Here is an 18,994-nt window from a genome sequence, read left to right as displayed (position 1 = left end):
TTACCAGCAATTTTACCAAAATGTTTATATCCTCTTTAACACCCCATCATTTCCTGTGGAAATCTCTCGAATTAAATCTTTCAACGCAGAGTATTTGGATATAGGCATTTCAAATATAATTTTCATCATTTCATCTGCTTCAATTTTTATTATTTTTCCGTGTTTTATTATGAAATTGTATGCTTTGCTGTCTTTTTCCACTTCTGCGTAGAATTTCTCTATTTTCATCTCATCTTTTATTCTCCTTATAACATCCTCGATTCCTATGCCCCTTAGAGCAGATATTGCAATTGGCTCTCCAATCTCCTTTGCAATTTTAATTTTCTCATCGAGGTCTTTACAGGAATCAATTTTGTTTATTACAGGTATGATTTTTCCCTCACTCTTTCCTTCCAAGATCTCTAAGCTTACCTGCATTTTTCTTTTAAAATCTTCGATTGATTCTTGGCAATTAAGAAGCAAAAGCACAATATCTGCCTTGTAAATTTCCTCCAATGTCGGCTCGAATGCCCTTATTAACCAAGGGGGCATGTTTTCAACGAATCCTACAGTGTCTGTTATAAGGATTTTTTCCTTACCTATCTTTGAAGTTCTGGTGCTCAATGTGGAGAACATTCTGTTCTCTATGACCACATCTCTACCGCTTAGGGCTTTTAGCAGGGTACTTTTTCCAGTGTTTGTATACCCTGCAATTCCCACGAGGATATACCCCTCTTCCTTTCTCCTCTTTCTTCTCTCTTCTCTATGCACCTTCAATTTTTCCAGTTCTTTTCTTATTCTAGCCATTTTTCTCCTTATCTGCTCATAATAATCAGCAATTTCATACTCTCCCCCACCCATAAATCCGGGGTGCTCTCCTAAACGGATTTGGTGGATGAGTTCTTTAATATGTGATGTTTCGTATTTCAAATTTGCATATTCCACTTGCATCATCGCTTCTCTGCTTCTCGCCCTATCTGCAAATATATCTATGATCAATTTTATTCTATCATCAACCCTAATTTTCAATTCCTTCTCAAGCTTATACCATTGAGAGGATTTCAAAATGGCATCTATTATAATCTTCTCAACATTGAAATCTTTAAGAAGATTTTTAATTTCCTCTATCTTGCCCTTGGAGATGTAGTACTTTGGATTTACCTTATTTTTGAAGTAAACCTTTGCCACTATTTCGTATCCTAAGGATTTCACAAGCTCCTCAAATTCCTCGTTTCCATCAAAAACTACAATGACATCAGGCATTTTTCAAGCTCTCCCAGAAGATATATAGAGCCAGTTGCTATTATTTTCTTCTCATTCTCCATCGCATATTTCAGCGCATCGCAGGGATTCTTGATGGGTATGACCTCTGAAAAGTATTTTTTTGCATGCTCCACAATATCCTCTAATTCCGTTCTCCTTCTCTCATAATCGATCTCTGTTACAATTATCTTCTTGCTGACTTTTGAGATCTCTTTCAAGAATTCATCAATGTTTTTGTCTGAGAGTATGGAGAATAAGAATGTTGGCTCTTCTATGCCCACATCTCTAATCGTGCTGACTAAAGCTCTTGCAGCCGATGGATTATGTGCAGAATCAAATATTAACAAGGGTCTTCTTCTCTTCACTTGGAACCTGTCTTTCCATTTTATATTCTTTATCCCATCTTCAATATCTGAATGAGATATGGAGTAATTCTCCTGCAGGAGTTCAGCAATTCTTATAGCTACGAGCATGTTTGTAATTTGATGCTTTCCCGGGAGTGGAGTTTCTATGGTGTATGTGGATATGGGCGTGTGGGCTTTGAATCGCAATCCATTTAAATCAATATGAACATCTTCAAATTCCATTTCATCCCATATATTGTGGTATGGAGCATTTCTTAATTCTGCAATTCTCTTTATCTCCTCTATAGCCTCTTTTTTGTTCTCTCCAATGACTACAGGCACATTTGGTTTGATTATCCCAGCCTTCTCCCTCGCTATATCCCTTATGGTATCTCCAAGTATATGGGTGTGATCTAAATCAATGGTGACTATACTGGTTATTTCGGGCATAACTATGTTCGTTGCATCCAATCTTCCTCCCAAGCCAACCTCGAGAACAGCAAAATCAACATTCATATAAGAGAAATACTCAAAGGCAAGCATTGTGGATACTTCGAAGAATGTGGGGTTTCTATTCTCTTTGGCAAGCTCTTCAATTATTGGCTTTACTTCTAGTACAAATCTTGCTATGTAATCTTCGCTAATTTCCCTATCATTTACGATTATCCTTTCTGAATATCTTACAAGATGGGGTGATGTGTATATGCCAACATTGTAATTTTTTCTCAAAATTGAGTATATTGCTGAGGCAACTGAGCCCTTTCCATTCGTTCCTGCAATATGCACGCTTTTAAATTTATCTTGAGGGTTTCCCCTTATCTCTGCGAATTCCCTCATAATGCTCAAATCAAGCTTCATTCCGAATCTTCTCAGGTTGTATATGTACTCAATTTCCTCTCTCTCCATTGCGAGAGTAATTGAAGAGATATATTAAAACATTCCCAAATAAATTTATAGGGGAATCCCATTTTCCATTATGCGCTACAAGGAGCTTTTGGTTCCTGGCCTTTTCTGGGCGGCCATATCTTACAATATGGCTGTTGTAACCTTTACCACAGGGAATATAATACAGGAGTTGAATCTGGGTAACGATCCACAGGCAAAATTGATGGTTGGTTCTCTTGTTTCTATAACTCTAATAGGTTGGTTCTTTGGCTCCTTTATATTCGGATACTTATCTGATAAATTTGGAAGAAGGAGCATTGTTGTGGCTGCTACGCCTGTGCACATCCTCGCTACAGCTTTGATGTTCTTTGCCACATCTTACTGGGCTTATTTTGGATTGCGTTTTATTGCAGGAATGGGATTTGGTATTGTGCTTCCAATTCTCAGTACATTAGTAAGTGAAGCATCGGATAAGGAGATAAGAGGTAGAATGGTTGTGCTCCTAGATTCCTTCTGGACCTATGGGTGGGTGTTTGCATCTTTTGTATCCTTGCTCCTCCTTCCCAGGCTTGGATCTCACTGGAAAGTTTACTACCTGATCGCAATATTCTGGCTATTTTTGTTAGCCCTAGGGAAATACCTTCCAGAGTCAGTGAGGGAGAAGAGAAAGAAAGTTGGGGTTTCTTATATCGTAAAGCAACCACATACTTATGCTCTATGGATCATCTGGTTCGCCATGGCGTTTAGTTATTATGGAATATTCGTTTGGCTTCCAAAGATATTCTCTGAGGATTACCCTCTATTGCAATCGACTTGGTTCATTTTCCTATCTTACCTATTTCAGATACCAGGGTACTTCACCTCGGCCTATTTAATTGAAAAAATTGGTCGTAGAAAAGTTCTGTTCACATTTATGCTCTTAACAGCGCTCTCTTCTTACCTATTCATAACGAGAGCCACTCTGGTTGGGGCTATACTGATCTCCTTCTTTGACCTAGGAGCATGGGGTGCCCTTTACGCGTATACTCCAGAATTATATCCTCAAAGGGTCAGAGGCTCAGGCGCTGGATTTGCAAATTCGGTAGGCAGGATAGGCGGTATTATAGGTCCTTTGGTCCCGGGATTCTTTGCAACATGGTTTGAACCTTTTATAATATTCACAATAGCTATGCTTCTTGCCTCATTCCTAAGTTTTGCCTTACCAGAAACGATGAAAAAGGATATAAACGAGTGAAAATATATCTTTCCGGTTCGGTAGGGAGAGCCCTTGAAAAATGATAGGGCTTGACGAGCCGAACCTATATCTATGTTCCCTCTTTCCACTCTTCTAGGTACCTTTTCTGCTCCTCTGTTAGCTTATCTATTTTCACACCCATTGCTTGAAGTTTGAGCCATGCAACCTCATTATCGATTTTTTCTGGAACCGCATAAACTTTCGATTCCAACTTTTCATGATTTTTCGCAATGTATTCAGCGGTAAGAGCTTGGATTGCAAAGCTCATGTCCATTATCTCCACAGGATGCCCTTGTCCAGCTACTAAATTTATGAGGCGCCCATCGCCCAAAAGATACAATTTTTTGTTGCCTAAATCGTATTCTTCCACGAATTTTCTTATCTCTCTCTTTCCCTTTGCCAATTCCTCTAACGCATTTTTTGAAATCTCGTTGTCGAAATGCCCTGCATTTGCGAATATGCATTCATTCTTTGCCTCCACAATATGTTCTTTTCTAACGATATCCTTCATTCCCGTTGCAGTTATAACCATATCTGCCTCTTTTATTGCGTCAATCATAGGCATTACTCGAAAACCATCCATGCGTGCTTCTATGGCCTTCACAGGATCAATTTCCGTGACAATTACATTTGCGCCCATTCCTCTAAGCCTCATTGCTATTCCCCGACCGCACCAGCCATAGCCCGCGACCACCACGATTTTACCAGCTATGCTGAGATTAGTGGCGCTCATGATTCCATCTAAAGTGCTCTGCCCGGTGCCGTAGCGATTGTCGAAGAGATGCTTCATCTTTGCATCGTTCACATCGAACATCGGAAATCTGAGAACTCCTTTTCTCTCCATGACTTTCAGACGAAGCACTCCGGTGGTTGTCTCTTCGTTGCCCCCTAAAATTGGAATATGAGAATAAGAGGTGTGAAGCAGGGTTGTCAAATCTCCTCCATCATCGATTATTATATCCGGTTCCATCTCGAGCACTTTGTATAAATTCTCGTAATACTCTTCTCTCGTTTCTCCCTTCTTCGCATACACTTCAAGACCTCTTTCTCTCAGGGCTTCAACAACGGAATCATCTGTGCTCAGGGGATTGCAAGAAGCTAAGCGAACCTTCGCGCCTCCATCTCGCAGGGTCAAAGCAAGAATTCCGGTTTTCGCCTCAACATGCAGAGCCATGCCAATTTTCAGACCTTCAAAAGGTTTTTCTTTGAGGAATCTCTCTCTGATCTTTTGGATAACATCCATATGAGCATAAGCCCAGTCGAGTTTGTTTTGACCATCCATACAGGGGTATGTGCTCCGAAGTAGATATCTTTTGTTATGGCATTTTTAAATATGATTATGACATTTAATTAAACGATGCTCTTTGTCGGCAGGGAGAAAGAACTCCACAATCTAAAGATGTATCTTAATGAGGTTAAGAGAGGCAAGGGTAAAGTTATACTTCTGGAAGGTCCTGCCGGTATAGGAAAGAGTTATCTTATTGATAAATTTTTGGAAGATAATAAGGATGTTCAAATTCTCAAAACTAGGTGTGAGCAATCAACCCAGTATGTACCCTATAATGCCATATCTCAAGCCCTTGGTAGTTTTGGGACCTTGAGCGAGATAAAGAGAAAGGAATGGAAGAGAAAGATAAGAGATATATCAAAAAAATTGTATAAAGAGAATAAGATGGTATTTGTAGATGAAATAGGATACGGAGGAGGATATAGATTATATAAAGAACTCAGCAAGAGAATGAAAGGATTGTATTTCACAATAAGGCAACCAAGCCGAAGTGATGCCATATGGCTTACAGAGACGAAAACGGATAAAGAGAGCATAAATCCGTATAATCTCGAGTTTGAGTTCGTAATGTATTTACACGAATTTTTAAACAGTAGTGAGAGAAAATTGGTTTACATAGAAGATTTGAACTTTTTAGTTTATATTGCAGGGATAGATAGGGTTGTGGATTTTCTTCACACTTTGCGCTCTTTAGCTTCTAATAGGCATTTAATTATAATCTCCGGAAAAATAGAGTACCTCTCTGAGAAGGAGAGGCATCTGCTAAGCCTGTTTGATGAAAAAATATTAATTGAATGGGAGGATAAAATAACGCCCCCTACCATAATTCTTACTGATAGGGTCAGAGAAAAAAATGTTTTAAGATTAACAAATAAAAAAGATGGAGGAAACACTCTTTATGTATCCCCACAAGGCATCCACCCTACCCGTTTGGATTTTGAAATATTTGAGAAAATTGCGGAGGCAATAGATAATGGGATGGATATTGCAATAGAATGTCTTAACACCATAGTCCATTATAATGATAAGAGAAGGGTTTATATATGGCTAAAGGCGGTTAGAGATTACGCTAGAAAAAATGGAAGGAGGGTGTATTTAGTTGAGAGGACACCCATCTCTAAAGATATAGAGTTCTTCTTTGATTTGATAGATGAAGGTAAGGATAGAATATATGGGGGGATGGATATAGTAGAGGGCCCTGTAAAGTTTTATGATGTTATCCACAATTTCTTAGATTACAACTCTAGGAGAAAGCCTATGATTTTGGTATTTGAGGATATCCAATGGATAGATAGTAATTCTTTAGAACTTATATATTATCTTGCTAGGAATATAGGAAAAGGCAGGATAATGATAATCCTCACTTATAGAAATGAGGATATTGTTGAAAATAAGAATCTTCTGGAGATTCTCACAAATATCCAAGATGAGCCCACCGCTAAGGTATTAAGATTAAAGCCTTTAAAAGAGAAGGATATTGAGGATATACTTTATGGCATGGGATACAGAGGTGATGTTGGATCCATTTATGAGATTAGTGAGGGAAATCCTCTACTGGCAATAAATATGGCAAAATACATAATGCAAGGAAACAAAAGTTCACTGCCGGAGACGATAAGAGAGAGTGTGGAGCTGCAAGTAGATAAGCTTAAAGAGCATGTCTTGAGTTTTATTAGGTTTTTATCTGTGGTTGGATACGAAATCCCTTTGAGTATTGTAGAATCTTTTTATCCTGAGCATAAGCAATTCTTGGAGGATCCTTCCAACATATTTGTAATATTGGAAAATAAAAAACTAAGATTTATTTACCCCATCTACAGGGAAATAATATACAAGGGTATATCTCGTGATACAAGAATTAATTTTCATAGGAAAATTGGGAACTGGGCAGAAAGAAATAACGATCTTTTTATGGCAGCTTATCATTATTATATGGCCAGAGACGAGCGAGCAGTCGGATTTTTAAGAATCGCTGCAGAAGAATCCGCTAAAATGATGGCTTTCAAGAGCGCCATAGATTATCTCCAAAAGGCTCTTGAAATAGCGGAGAAATATGGAAAAGTTGAGCTCATAGGAGAATTGTACAGGGATCTTGGAGAGTGGTATGTTTCTGTGGGGGAATACAAAAAAGCAGCAGCGATGTTTTCTAGGGCTACAGAGTATCTACCTGAAGATATTGTGTATTTTGGCACTCAAATGGGGATGTGCTATAGGTTGATGGGTGAGCTAAATAGGGCTAAAGAAATTTTAAACGAGTACCTTAAGATTGCAAAGGGTATGGATAAGGGGAGAATAATTGGAGAACTTGGCATAATAGAGTGGGAAACTGGGGATTTTAAGGAATCCCTTGAGAAATTAGGAAAATATCTCGCTTATGCTCAAAGATATGAAAGCAAGATTGATGAAGTTAAGGCTACGAGAAATATAGCTTCCGTATATTATATGGAGGGAAATTACAAAAAAGCACTGAAGTATGCGGAGAAAGCTCTTAGGCTTGCAGAGGAGAGCGGAGACATAAGGGAGATAGCCGATACTTATAATGTCATAGGTGTGATAAATAACCATCTAAATAATTACGAGGAGGCATTAACTTATCTCTTAAAGTATCTTGAGATCAGCGAGAAGATGGGAAATTTAACATATCTATCAAGAGCCTATAACAATATAGGAGTAACTTATGAGAAAATGGGTGATTTAAAAAAAGCTGAAGAATATCACAAAAGGGCTATAGAGATAATTGAAAAGCTTGGCAACGATAGATTGTTGGAGGCATTTCATAATAATATAGCAGTTCTCTATTCAAGACATGGAAATTACTCTCTCGCTTTAGAACATATAAGTAAAAGCTTAGAAATATCAATTAAATTAAATAACAAGTATGGTATATGCGAGAGATTGGTATCTCTGGGAGAGATAAATGAGGAGATGGGTAAGTATATGGACGCCATTGACTTTTATTCACGAGCTATGGAAATTGCAAAGATGTATTCCTATACTACAATTCTATTCTCCATATACCTTTATATGGCAAGGGCTTATGTGCATTTAGAGGAATTTAAAAAAGCGCAGAAGTATATCGAGTTAAGTCATTCTCTGAAAAAGAATGTACAGGAGAGTTATTTGATAATGGATTATTATCTAGTTAATGCAGAATATGATATCGCTTTGGGCAACTGGGATATGGTATTAAAATGGCTGGATAAAGCCAAGGAGAATGCCAAGAAAATAAATGATGTGATCAACTCAATATATATAGAGGTGCTCAAGGCTTATTCTATATGTCAGAGAGATGATAAATTTTCAAAAGATGTATTTGAAAGTGCCATAAAGGAGTACGGTGAGATGGATTACAAAATCTATTTGGCTAAGACATATTACTATTACGGACTGTGTCTCTTAAAGAAGAATAAAAAAGAATGGAAAAACAAGATAAATAAAGCTATAGAGCTTTATGAAGAGATGGGTTTGGAAGATAAACTGCGAGAAGTTAAAAAGAAAATCAGTGGGATATAATTCTAAATCCCTTCTTATCTACCAAGAGCGGATAGTAATCTGTAGAGTGTTTAACTCCCCTTATTTTTATTATTGATATGTACCTCCCTAATGTTCTTCCTATCCTTTCCATAGAAAGATGGATTATGCTATCAGCCAAAAAGCCTTCAACATCGTAAGTTCCAAATTGCATAGAGTTGTAAGTTGTTTCTGATATGGCCAGGGTTGTGGCACCTAATTCTCTCATGGCTTCAAAGAGGAAGAATAATTGGTTTCTTGGATTCTCCAAGTTAGAGATAGCATAAAGGGCGTTAAGCGAGTCCAAAATCACGAAATCCAATTTTTTGTTCTTTGCAAACTCTTTAACTGGATTTATTATAGTATCTAGCCAGTTCACCTTTTCATGCTTTCCTGCATCTTTTACTATCTTTCTAACCAATCCCCAATCAAATATATTGAATTCGCAATTTTTTGGCAGTTTATCTATATCCATTCCCAAATTTACCATTTGATTTATCAAACTCTCCCTGCTCTGTTCTAAGGAAATGTACACAACATTTCCCTCTTTTTTGTCCTTTAGATAATTGTAGGCAATGTAGAAACTGAAGCTGGACTTCATACTGCCAGTAGGCCCAGAAATTAAAATTACAGAGCCCTTCGGGATTCCACCTTCTATTCGCTCATCAAGCCCCTTAACATAGGTGTTTATAAACTCCATCCTACTCACCTATCTCAAATTTTAAAGAATTTAAAAGCTCTCTATATGTCCTGTCTGCAAGCTCCTCCCCTGCAAATCTTTCGATAAATCTTTTTATCTCTTCACTCATAATTTTTGCATACTCCTTTTCATTAAGGCCGTTTCTATTCACCTTTTTTTTGTTGACTTCAACGATAATTTCACTGAGGTTTCCAAATAATGGGTATAGGGTTTTCTCGATTTTCAAATCAATGAGGTCTTTTGAATCCATTGAAAGATATAAGTGAAAGAATGTATATAAAATTTGTGTGTAAGCAAATTTATAAATATTCAAAATATTACACTGCTGGTGATTTAATGAGAATAAAAAGTGAGGATGGCACTAAGGAGATGCGTGCGGTTTGGTTTGAAGATGGGATTGTAAAGCTTATAGATCAGCGACAGTTGCCTGCCAATTTTGAGATATTTGAGGCAAAAACAACGGAGGAAGTGGCATATGCCATAAAGGAAATGGTTGTTCGAGGGGCACCTGCCATCGGTATAACCGCTGCCTATGGGATGGCTCAGGCATCTTTACAGGGAAGAAATGTGGATGAAGCGTTTGAGATTCTAAGGAATACCAGGCCTACGGCCCATGATCTTTTCTACGCTCTCCGCAGTATGATGGATGCAATAAATTCTGGAGAGGACCCTGTGAAAAAGGCGGAAGAATATGCAAATGACATAATTGGAAGATGTGAGAAGATTGGCGAGTATGGGGAGAAATTGATAAAAGATGGCTACAGAATATTGACGCATTGCAACGCAGGAGCTTTAGCAGTTGGAGATTGGGGTACCGCAACGGCACCTATTCGCAAGGCACACAGAAATGGGAAAAAGATATTTGTGTGGGTTGATGAAACGCGCCCAAGATTGCAGGGTGCACGCTTAACCGCTTGGGAGATGGTACAAGAGGGTATTGAGCATGCAATTATCGCAGATAATGCAGCAGGCTATTTTATGCGTAAGGGAGAAATAGACATGGTCATTGTGGGAGCAGATAGAATCACGAGCAATGGCGATGTGGCAAATAAGATAGGTACTTACGAGAAAGCGGTGGTAGCTAAGGAAAACGGCATACCTTTCTATGTTGCTGCACCCATAAGCACGTTTGATTTCTCTTTGGAAAACGGAGATCAGATCCCTATAGAAGAGAGGAGAGAGGAAGAGGTTCTATTTTGCAGAGAGTGTAGAATTGCGCCTCAAGAAAGTCATGCTAGGAATCCAGCATTTGATGTTACGCCTGCAAAATACATAACAGGGATAATCACCGAAAAGGGAGTATTTAAGCCAGAGGAAATATGGAAATTGAAAAGTTAATTCTACCAAAATTTTCCATTCATCTCTATCGGTATTGGACACTGCGCTATTTTCCTCCACCATAGGCAATCTCCGCAACTTGGTTCATTTCCCCAGCAATCTGTTTTTGTATCTTGTACGAAACTGCATGAATTTACTAGGGGGCAATCTGTGCAGGACGGGAACAAAGAATTTTTAACGGCAAATCTGAACCATGTGTAATCCCTTGAAGTCCAAATTTCTTTTAATGATTTATCCTTTACATTACCAAAAGAATGTGAATACACTTTCTTCTCTCTGCCAAACACATATTCGGGGTATGTATGCAAGAATCTATAGCAAGGGCTAATCTCACCATCCCATCTCACAACTGCAACTTTATTTTCCACAAAATCGCAATGTCTCTCGGTGCGAAGCTTAAATTCAGGAACTCTAAGAAGAAATCCTGAGTATGAGTTTCTGTATAGTTCGTCCAGGTAAGGTTCTATATTCACATTTCCATCGTAAACTATCTGGTTTGAATGCTCCTCTGTTATGGGTATCAGATTTGAAAGCAGTAATGAATTTATATCATAATTTGCCAAGTACTCTGCAATTTTCCCCAAAAGCTTGTAATTCTCTTTAGTTACCACAACTTCGACTCCTATATGAGGTATTTCACTGCCTTTTCTATTTTTTATCTCTGCTAATCTTTTTAGCCGATCCACGGTAACTCCAGGCATTATATGACCAATATCTGTTGGTTGAACAGGTATAGAATCCAGGGAGATGTAAATTAGGTCCACACCTAGCTCTACAAGCCTTTCCATCCTTTCTTGAGTCAACAAGAACCCGTTGGTAGATATCCCTACACCAATTTCTCTACTCTTTACTTCTTCGATCATTCGCATAAAATCTGGATGTACAGTTGGTTCACCGATTCCTCCAAAATATAACATTTTGAGGTTGGGGAATTCCTGAGCGTCATTGAGAATTTTCAAAAATAGTTTGTAGGGCATATCTCCCTCATCATCTTCCCAATACTGCTTGAAGCACATCTCACATTTTAAATTGCACCTGTTTGTTATTTCCACAAAGAGATACTGCATATCCGCTCTCTCAGGAATGTATATCTCGGCTCCATCAAAATTGAAAGTATGCATCTATCCTCCTCCTGCTGGTGGGAATATGCTTATTGTATCTTCCTCGCTTACTTTTGTTTTCAAACCCTCCAAGTGTTCTATATTTTTTCCGTTTACCAAAATCATACTTCTCTCCTTTAGTTCTTTTTCAAATTCTTCTCCATACTCTTCGTAAAGAACTTTAAGTACATCCCCCACATTATCTCCTTCTATGATTTCTTCTCTCTTCCCCGTAATTTCCCTGAGAGTTGCAAAGAACTTGACCTTTGGCATAAAAATCGACCAAAAAAAGAAAAAAATTAGAAGTATTCTTCCAAGTCGAGCTCCTTTATCTTCTCCTTTGTTATCTCTCCCCGAGCATTCCATCCTCTCAGAGCATAGTACCGTGGAAGCATTTCTTTCAAGTGCACCACATGCCCCTTATTCGGTCCTTCGGGCATTGGCTCCTCGGTTAAGCGCTTGGGAAGTGTATCCTCTTCCGTGGTTAATCCTGCTTTTAAATTGAATAAACGCTCAGCATTCCATATACGCTCGCCAATCTTTAGATAATCTTCCGTGCTTAAATCCCAACCTAGAGCAGCATTGAGCATATCCCGATAATCATCAGCTCCTAAGCCAAATGTAGTGAATATGCAAAGCCCCGCAGCATCTATCAAAGCGGTCAAGTTTTGGAATAGAATGAGCATTTTCACCTTCTCATCGCTTATATCATGCGGGTCCATCTTAACAGGATAACCAAGAATTTCAGGGCTAATCATATACGCTTTTATGTGATCTCCTCCTCGATTATCTGTTGCATATCCCAGTCCATGGCCTTCTGCTCCCCTTGGATCATAGGCAGGAAGCTCTTGCTTCTTCACTCCCATAAATGCGTCTGTGTATCCGTAGCTTTCCGCAAGTCTGTATCCTCCTTCCGCTAACTTTGCACCAAATCCCTCGCGCTTGGCTATCTTCTCGATGTAATAATGTATCACCTCTGTGTTTCCAAATCTGAATGGGGGTGCATCTCCCAAATCTTCCTGCTTCAAAATACCCTTGTCGTATAACTCCATCGCAGTTGCTAAAGTACCTCCAGTGGATATTGTATCGAGACCCATTTCATCGCATATATGGTTTGCCTCAATGATACTTCCTAAATCGTTTATGCCCAGATGCGCACCCAGTGCCCATAAACTTTCGTACTCTGGCCCCTCTGTCTCGCCCACAGAGCTTATAACATTGACTCTCCCGCACCCTATTGGGCAGGCATAGCAGGGCTTATTCCTTTTCAAGTACTTGGCTGCCATTGCCTCTCCGCTCTGCTCTTCCGCATATTCAAACACTCCTGTTCTGAAATTTCTCGTAGGGTACAATCCATTTTGATTTATGATATTTACAAGCACAGCAGTTCCGTACTTTGGCAAACCGCTGCCAGCCACGGGGTCATTTTTCAATTTATTAATTTTCTCCTTAACAACGCTTATGAATTTCTGTCTATCTGCTAAAGGCGTTTTATTATGGCCCCTTACTATGATCGCTTTTAACTTCTTACTTCCCATAACTGCTCCTACACCACCTCTGGCTGCTGCTCGATGCCCATTGTTCATAATGGCGGAGAATTTCACAAGGTTCTCACCAGCTGGGCCTATTGAAGCAATCTGAGCATGCTTGTCTCCAAATTCCTCCAATAGAATTTTCTCCGTCTCGCTAACTTTCTTGCCCCAAATATGTGAGGCATCCTTTATCTCTATATTATCATCTTTTATTGAGATGTACACAGGATTCTCGCTCTTTCCTTCCACTATGAGATAATCCCAACCAGCAAACTTGAGTTCTGCACCGAAGAAACCACCAGAGTTTGCCATTGCGATATACCCTGTGAGAGGACTCTTGGTTATGACCATATACCTCCCACCAGTTGGCGCTGCAGTTCCAGTCAAGGGACCTGTGGAATAGATTATTTTATTTTCCTCGCTTAATGGGTCCACCTTTGGATCAATCTCTTTTAGAAGGGTATGTATTCCAAAGCCCCTTGTACCCAGCCATTTTTTTGCAAAATTTTCATCAATATTTTCCACGGATATTTTTCCCGTGGATAAGTTTATTCTGACTATTTTTCCATGATATCCATACATTCTATTACCTCCTCCATTGAATCTACTGCATTATCATATTTAAATTTTTCTTGTTCTATATTGTTATGCTTAAAAAAACATAACGCTATATATTCATTGCCTCCCCCGCCTTCTTCACGGCGAACTGAGTGCCCAATGGAGATGCTATCTGGAATATGGCAGTTGTAACTGCAATTTGCGTTATTACTATGGCGCCCAAGTATGTGCCCCCAAGCTCTTGAGCTGCATGTGCTGCCAATCCTACAGCCACACCAGCTTGGTTCAATAGGGCTATACCTAAATATTTTTTAAGTTTATCCTCCGCTCTGGCAATCCATGAGCCAAAGCTACAACCTATTACTTTCCCAACGGTTCTACCTATGCAATATACTATGGCAACGGCCCAAGTGGCAGCTAGCAAGGTGAAATTTATCTCCATACCTATAGCTCCGAAGAAGAGTATGTAGATAGGTGTCATTATTGCATCAATAGCCTTGTAACTGCTTATTCCAAGCTGTTCGTTCATATTTACCACAGTCATGCCTATTGCCATAGCAGTAAGAATATTGGATACTCCAATCACGGAAGCTAAGCCCCATCCAAGGAGTGCCACTGCGGTTCCTAAAATTAGATTCTGTTCTGGAGTGAATGATTTTTTCTTTCCCACATATCCAAATAGGAAGCCAAGAATTCCACCTAGCATAAAGGCTCCAAATATCTCCCATAGAGCGTGAATCACTGCTGTTCCGATAGTAACATGATATCCTAATAACCCCTTTGTCCAAATTATGCCAACAACATACATTATTATCCCGGCAGCATCATCCAAGCCAACAACGGCAGTGGCTACATCGGTCAATATTCCATGGGAGGATAGTGAACGGAAAACGGCAATTGTGCCTGCAGGAGCTGTTGCTGGTGCTAACGAGCCAAGAAGCACTGCCAATGCCAAATCTCTTGTGAATGCATATACAAATAGCATAACGGATAGTGAAGTAACGATGACCTCAACCACGAGTATGATCATCACCTTTCTTCCCATTCTCTTAAGAAATTTTCTAGAGAAACTCAATCCCACGATATATCCTACAAAGGACAAAGTTGCTCCTGTAACGATATTGAAAAATGTTGTGGATGCTTTGAATCCTAAAATGGTTAAGAGTAAACCAGCAAATAAGTATGCAAGGACATCAGTGAGGTGAACCCTCCTAAAAAGATAACCAAAAAATAACCCAAGTATCATCAAAAGCCCCACGATCAAGTATATTGCGCCTGGGCCATTCGTTACTGAACTAAGCCACATATTGGGGGGATATGGTATAGGTTTGACTTAAATTTTTTGAAATTACTCACTTTTTATTATGTTTTTTAATATTTCTTTATACTTCTCAACTTTCTTCTTTAAAATATTTTCATCCTTTGCCTCTGCATAAATCCTGTAAATTGGCTCCGTACCTGAGGGGCGGATTAAAACCCACCAGTCCTTACCCATAATTTTTATCCCGTCCAATGTATTTACATTCTCTCCCATTACTCTTTTTTTCAATTCTTCCAGCACTTTCTCTTTTTTCTCGTTCTCACATGCCACACTTATTTTCATCTGCTTATATTTTGGAAGTTCGTCTGCAAGTTCACTCAATTTTTTCTCTTTCTTTGCCAAGATTTCAAGAATCTTAGCTAAGGCCATTGCTCCATCTCTGCAGTACTGATGCTCTGGGAATATTAGTCCACCGTTCTCCTCTCCACCGAAAATTGCATGAAGTTCAATCATCTTCCTTGCCACTATTGGAGCGCCTACTTTTGTATACACTACCTCTCCCCCCTCCTTCTTAACAACATCTTCAAGAGCCAGAGAGGAGCTCACTGGAGTTACTACAATACCCTTTCTTTCCTTTACAATCTCCTTTGCAACTAAGGCCAAGGTTTTATCCCCATACAGGTATCTTCCTCTATCATCTACAAATATGGCACGGTCAGCATCCCCATCATGAGCTATTCCTAAATCTGCATTTGTAGCCTTAACCATATCCACAAGGTCTTTCAAGTTTTCTGGTTTTGGCTCGCTGTTGTGCCCAGGGAACCTGCCATCTGGCTGGCAATTTAGTGATATTACCTTGCACCCAAGCTTTTCGAGGAGATATGGAGATGTAAAGCAGGAAGCACCATTTGCGCAATCAAGTACCACCTTGAAGTGCTTTTCTTTTATCCTATTCGTATCAACTAGGGAAAGAATGGAATTTACATACTCCTCATTTGCATCTTCTCTTATTTCATAACTCCCAACATTATTCCATTCCACATTTCTGAATTGGCCTGAGAAATATATTTCCTCTATTTTCTCCTCCTCGCTCCTTGGCAGTTCTGTTCCATCTGAAGCTATCGCCTTTACTCCATTGAATTCTGGAGGATTATGACTTGCAGTTATGGCGATTCCAAAATCCCCATGTCTCTTTGTGTAGAGTTGTATTGCGGGAGTTGGAGCTATACCTATGTCTATAACATTTACCCCTGCTGAAAGAAGTCCGGATATTACAGCATCTTTCACCATATTTGCAGAAACCCTTGTATCTGTTCCAAGTATCACATCTGAGCCAAGGGGCAAATATGTTCCAATTGCACGGCCTACATTAACCAAGAAATCCGGAGTGAACTCTTCGCCAATCTTGCCTCGAATTCCGTTTGTGCCGAATAAGCGCATAGAAAAGGATATAAACAGGATAAATAAACTTTACTCATAATTTTTATAGAAGATTTCAATGTCTATCCATGCTCCTTTATAACGCTCGCATATTCGGAAATGAGGATTATGAGTACATACTCATAAGGGACAATAGAATTGAGAAACTGGGTAAGGGAAATTTACCCTACGAGGCAAAGAAGATTGATTTGAAGGGAGCATTTATTATTCCGGCATTCTGCGATTCACACACTCATTTGAGTAATATTGCACTTATGCATGGAACCTTGGATTTGACGAACAGGGGAAGAGAAGAGATTTTGGGCATGGTCAAAGAAGAATGCAAAAAGAAGAAAATGGTAATTGGCAGAGGTTGGGACGAGAGTTTTTGGAAAGATAAAAAATACATTACAAAAGAGGAAATTGACAATGTTTGCAGCGATAAGATTGTATTGCTAATCAGGGAAGATGGCCATATGGGGGTTATCAATTCTTACACTTCCAAAATTTTTTCAGTTGGAAAAGAGGGAATTGTTAAAGAAAAAGAATTGGAAAGGATAATTAAAAAATTGAAAATAGGATCTACATTTGATTTTGAATACGCACAGAATTATGCTTTGAGCAAGGGCATTGCTTGTGTGCACGATTTTGCAAGTGTTGATACTCTTAAAGCTTATATGCGAATGCATAGGGAGGGAAAGTTAAAGATAAGAATTTACGCTAATTTTTATTCCTCTGGTTACAAATTGATTAAAAAACTTGGTTTTTACTCAGGGTTTGGAGACGAGTATCTTAGAATAGGTGCTCTAAAGCTCTTTGCAGATGGCTCCATTGGTGCTAAAACTGCGGCCACACTTTATAAGGATGGAGAGGAAGTAAAACCAATGCTCTCGGCTAGAAAGATAAGAAGAATTGTAAAGAATGCAAACTCAGAGGGGATAAGGGTATTCACCCATGCTATCGGAGATTATGCTATAGATGAGGTTTTGAGGGGATATAAAGGGGGCGAGGGAAATAGAATTGAGCATTTCGAGTTAGTTAGGCAAGAATATTTGGAAGAGTTGAAAGGAATTGAGTTGAGTATGCAGCCGAATTTTCTAAAATGGGCAAAGAGTGGAGGGCTCTATGAAAGAATGCTCGGGAAAGAATGGCTTGGCAGGAATAATCCATATCGGAATATTTTGGATAGTGGTGCGAATCTTCTATTTGGATCAGATTGTATGCCCATGGACCCCTTATACGGGATAAAAATGGCCGTGAATAGCAAGTACGATAGCCAGAGGATAAGCTGGAATGAAGCGGTACGAGCGTATACCCATGGTGCAAAATATTTTGGGAATAGGTATGGTGAAATAAAAGAGGGAAATATCGCAGATTTGGTGGTTTTGAAAGATGATAAAATATGGCTCACAATAGTAGATGGGAAAATCATATATACTTCTCAATGAGATCTAAAATTTCTCTATACTTAAATGGCTTTTTCATAACCACAAGAGCTCCTGCTTCTAACATTTTCTCTGCGTATTTATCATGGTATGCAGTTGCCCCAATTATCTTTGCATCTTTATCGTATTCCTTTATGGCCTTTGTTGCTTCAATTCCGTCCATCACGGGCATTTTTATGTCCATAATCACAAGATCCGGATTATATTTCATATACAATTCCACCCCTTCCTTCCCATTCTTTGCCGTTATTACCTCGTACCTCTTCAAGAATATACTGTATAACTTTAGCAATTCCTCGTTATCATCCACCAGCAGGATTTTAATGCCCACAAATTATCAATAAATTCATATGATTTAAAACTTATCATTATCACTTTTGATGACATTATTCCTTCTCAATGAGTATGTTTATGAAATGTGTTAAATGCTGTGCTAATGCGGGATTATCCGTGTATCCGCATGCGTTTAGCTCGGGAGATGCAAGTAAGGCGCTTTTATTATCACACACTATATCCGTGGCCATAAGCCCTTTTTTTCTATATGCAATCACTCCTGGAGGCACTCTTTGATTTGGATGCGTTACAACTATTATTCTTACTCCTCTCTTAAGCGCCCTTTCAATATTCTTTTCCACAGATTTTCTAAGCTCTGATATTTTTGGCGTGGATATTATTATCTCTTCCTCGGATAAATCAATCATCTCTGCGATTTTTTTCATAACCTTCTCTTTGCCATATACTGTGTACACAAGTTGTGGCTCGCCCTTCTCCATAAATATGCTTTCTACAAATTGCAGTTTTTCGAATAGTTCTTCTATTTCTTCTATTATTCTATTTTTCAAAGTTTGAAGGTTTTCTGGCTTGTACATCTTTGGTCTCCCTTCTGAGGATATGATGAATCCCTTTTCCTCCAGGGAATCAAGAACCTTGTATGCAGAAGTTCTTGGAATCTTTGCGTTTTTTGCAATGATCTCAGCAGAGCCTACACCGAGCATTATCAATGCAAGAAATGCCTTGATTTCATACTGGGATAATCCCAATTTTTCAAGGCTATCTACAATTTTTTTATACTCTTCAATAGCGGAATCCATGTCCATAAACCAAAATAGTGAAACATATATTTGTGTTCTTCCATTCA

Annotated in this window: 15 protein-coding genes and 1 pseudogene; 4 read left to right on the top strand and 12 right to left on the bottom strand. The window is 39.0% G+C overall.

Annotated features, from left to right (window positions below):
- Positions 1-24 precede the first annotated feature (24 nt).
- Both hflX and ABOO_RS07840 read right to left on the bottom strand, forming a co-directional pair.
- Positions 25-1,242 (bottom strand): GTPase HflX, encoded by a 1,218-nt coding sequence (hflX, locus tag ABOO_RS07845; RefSeq protein WP_012997489.1) that lies wholly within the window; start codon positions 1,240-1,242, stop codon positions 25-27.
- Positions 1,224-2,492, bottom strand: a complete 1,269-nt coding sequence (locus ABOO_RS07840; RefSeq protein ID WP_012997488.1) for a bifunctional folylpolyglutamate synthase/dihydrofolate synthase — start codon at positions 2,490-2,492, stop codon at positions 1,224-1,226. The genes hflX and ABOO_RS07840 overlap by 19 nt, the downstream gene beginning before the upstream one ends.
- 70 nt (positions 2,493-2,562) lie before the next feature.
- Between ABOO_RS07840 and ABOO_RS07835 the strand changes: the two genes are divergently transcribed.
- On the top strand, positions 2,563-3,705 hold the full coding sequence (locus ABOO_RS07835) for an MFS transporter (protein WP_008085565.1): 1,143 nt from the start codon (positions 2,563-2,565) through the stop codon (positions 3,703-3,705).
- A 70-nt stretch (positions 3,706-3,775) separates the two neighbouring features.
- Here the strand turns inward: ABOO_RS07835 and ABOO_RS07830 are convergent.
- Positions 3,776-5,014, bottom strand: a pseudogene (locus ABOO_RS07830) (adenosylhomocysteinase); the annotation flags it as partial.
- A gap of 48 nt (positions 5,015-5,062) precedes the next feature.
- Between ABOO_RS07830 and ABOO_RS07825 the strand changes: the two are divergent.
- On the top strand, positions 5,063-8,506 hold the full coding sequence (locus ABOO_RS07825) for a tetratricopeptide repeat protein (protein WP_012997486.1): 3,444 nt from the start codon (positions 5,063-5,065) through the stop codon (positions 8,504-8,506).
- On the opposite strand, the gene ABOO_RS07820 is transcribed toward ABOO_RS07825, so the two are convergent.
- Both ABOO_RS07820 and ABOO_RS07815 read right to left on the bottom strand, forming a co-directional pair.
- Complete coding sequence (locus tag ABOO_RS07820; protein ID WP_008085441.1) at positions 8,493-9,203, bottom strand: RAD55 family ATPase; 711 nt, start codon at positions 9,201-9,203, stop codon at positions 8,493-8,495. The genes ABOO_RS07825 and ABOO_RS07820 overlap by 14 nt on opposite strands.
- A 1-nt stretch (position 9,204) precedes the next feature.
- Positions 9,205-9,453 carry a hypothetical protein gene (locus tag ABOO_RS07815; protein WP_008085487.1) on the bottom strand — a complete coding sequence of 83 codons (249 nt, stop codon included), beginning with the start codon at positions 9,451-9,453 and terminating at the stop codon, positions 9,205-9,207.
- A gap of 86 nt (positions 9,454-9,539) precedes the next feature.
- On the opposite strand from ABOO_RS07815, the gene mtnA reads away from it, so the two are divergent.
- Positions 9,540-10,541: an S-methyl-5-thioribose-1-phosphate isomerase gene (gene mtnA, locus ABOO_RS07810; RefSeq protein ID WP_012997485.1), complete on the top strand. Its 1,002-nt coding sequence runs from the start codon at positions 9,540-9,542 to the stop codon at positions 10,539-10,541.
- A 2-nt stretch (positions 10,542-10,543) separates the two neighbouring features.
- On the opposite strand, the gene ABOO_RS07805 is transcribed toward mtnA, so the two are convergent.
- The 5 genes from ABOO_RS07805 to glmM form a co-directional block, all read right to left on the bottom strand.
- Positions 10,544-11,662 (bottom strand): tungsten cofactor oxidoreductase radical SAM maturase, encoded by a 1,119-nt coding sequence (locus ABOO_RS07805; RefSeq protein ID WP_012997484.1) that lies wholly within the window; start codon positions 11,660-11,662, stop codon positions 10,544-10,546.
- On the bottom strand, positions 11,663-11,914 hold the full coding sequence (locus ABOO_RS07800) for a ubiquitin-like small modifier protein 1 (protein WP_012997483.1): 252 nt from the start codon (positions 11,912-11,914) through the stop codon (positions 11,663-11,665).
- A 26-nt stretch (positions 11,915-11,940) separates the two neighbouring features.
- On the bottom strand, positions 11,941-13,755 hold the full coding sequence (locus ABOO_RS07795) for an aldehyde ferredoxin oxidoreductase family protein (protein WP_012997482.1): 1,815 nt from the start codon (positions 13,753-13,755) through the stop codon (positions 11,941-11,943).
- An 85-nt stretch (positions 13,756-13,840) separates the two neighbouring features.
- Entirely contained in the window at positions 13,841-15,037 is a 1,197-nt protein-coding gene (locus ABOO_RS07790) for a cation:proton antiporter (RefSeq protein ID WP_012997481.1), read from the bottom strand.
- A gap of 42 nt (positions 15,038-15,079) precedes the next feature.
- Positions 15,080-16,432, bottom strand: a complete 1,353-nt coding sequence (gene glmM / locus ABOO_RS07785; protein WP_012997480.1) for a phosphoglucosamine mutase — start codon at positions 16,430-16,432, stop codon at positions 15,080-15,082.
- A gap of 68 nt (positions 16,433-16,500) precedes the next feature.
- Here glmM and ABOO_RS07780 point away from each other — a divergent pair, with 68 nt between their 5' ends.
- Positions 16,501-17,859, top strand: coding sequence for an amidohydrolase (locus tag ABOO_RS07780; RefSeq protein ID WP_012997479.1), 1,359 nt, complete (start codon positions 16,501-16,503; stop codon positions 17,857-17,859).
- Here the strand turns inward: ABOO_RS07780 and ABOO_RS07775 are convergent.
- Positions 17,840-18,187 (bottom strand): response regulator, encoded by a 348-nt coding sequence (locus tag ABOO_RS07775; RefSeq protein WP_012997478.1) that lies wholly within the window; start codon positions 18,185-18,187, stop codon positions 17,840-17,842. The genes ABOO_RS07780 and ABOO_RS07775 overlap by 20 nt on opposite strands.
- Positions 18,188-18,242: 55 nt before the next feature.
- The gene (locus ABOO_RS07770) at positions 18,243-18,953 is read right to left on the bottom strand and encodes a TrmB family transcriptional regulator (protein ID WP_012997477.1); all 711 of its coding nucleotides are present in this window, start codon (positions 18,951-18,953) and stop codon (positions 18,243-18,245) included.
- Between the last annotated feature and the right edge of the window lie 41 nt (positions 18,954-18,994).

This window comes from Aciduliprofundum boonei T469 (assembly GCF_000025665.1).
Classification (GTDB): Archaea; Thermoplasmatota; Thermoplasmata; order Thermoplasmatales; family Aciduliprofundaceae; genus Aciduliprofundum; species Aciduliprofundum boonei.
Note: the sequence above shows the minus strand (reverse complement) of the source record. Positions and strands in the feature narration are given on the sequence as shown.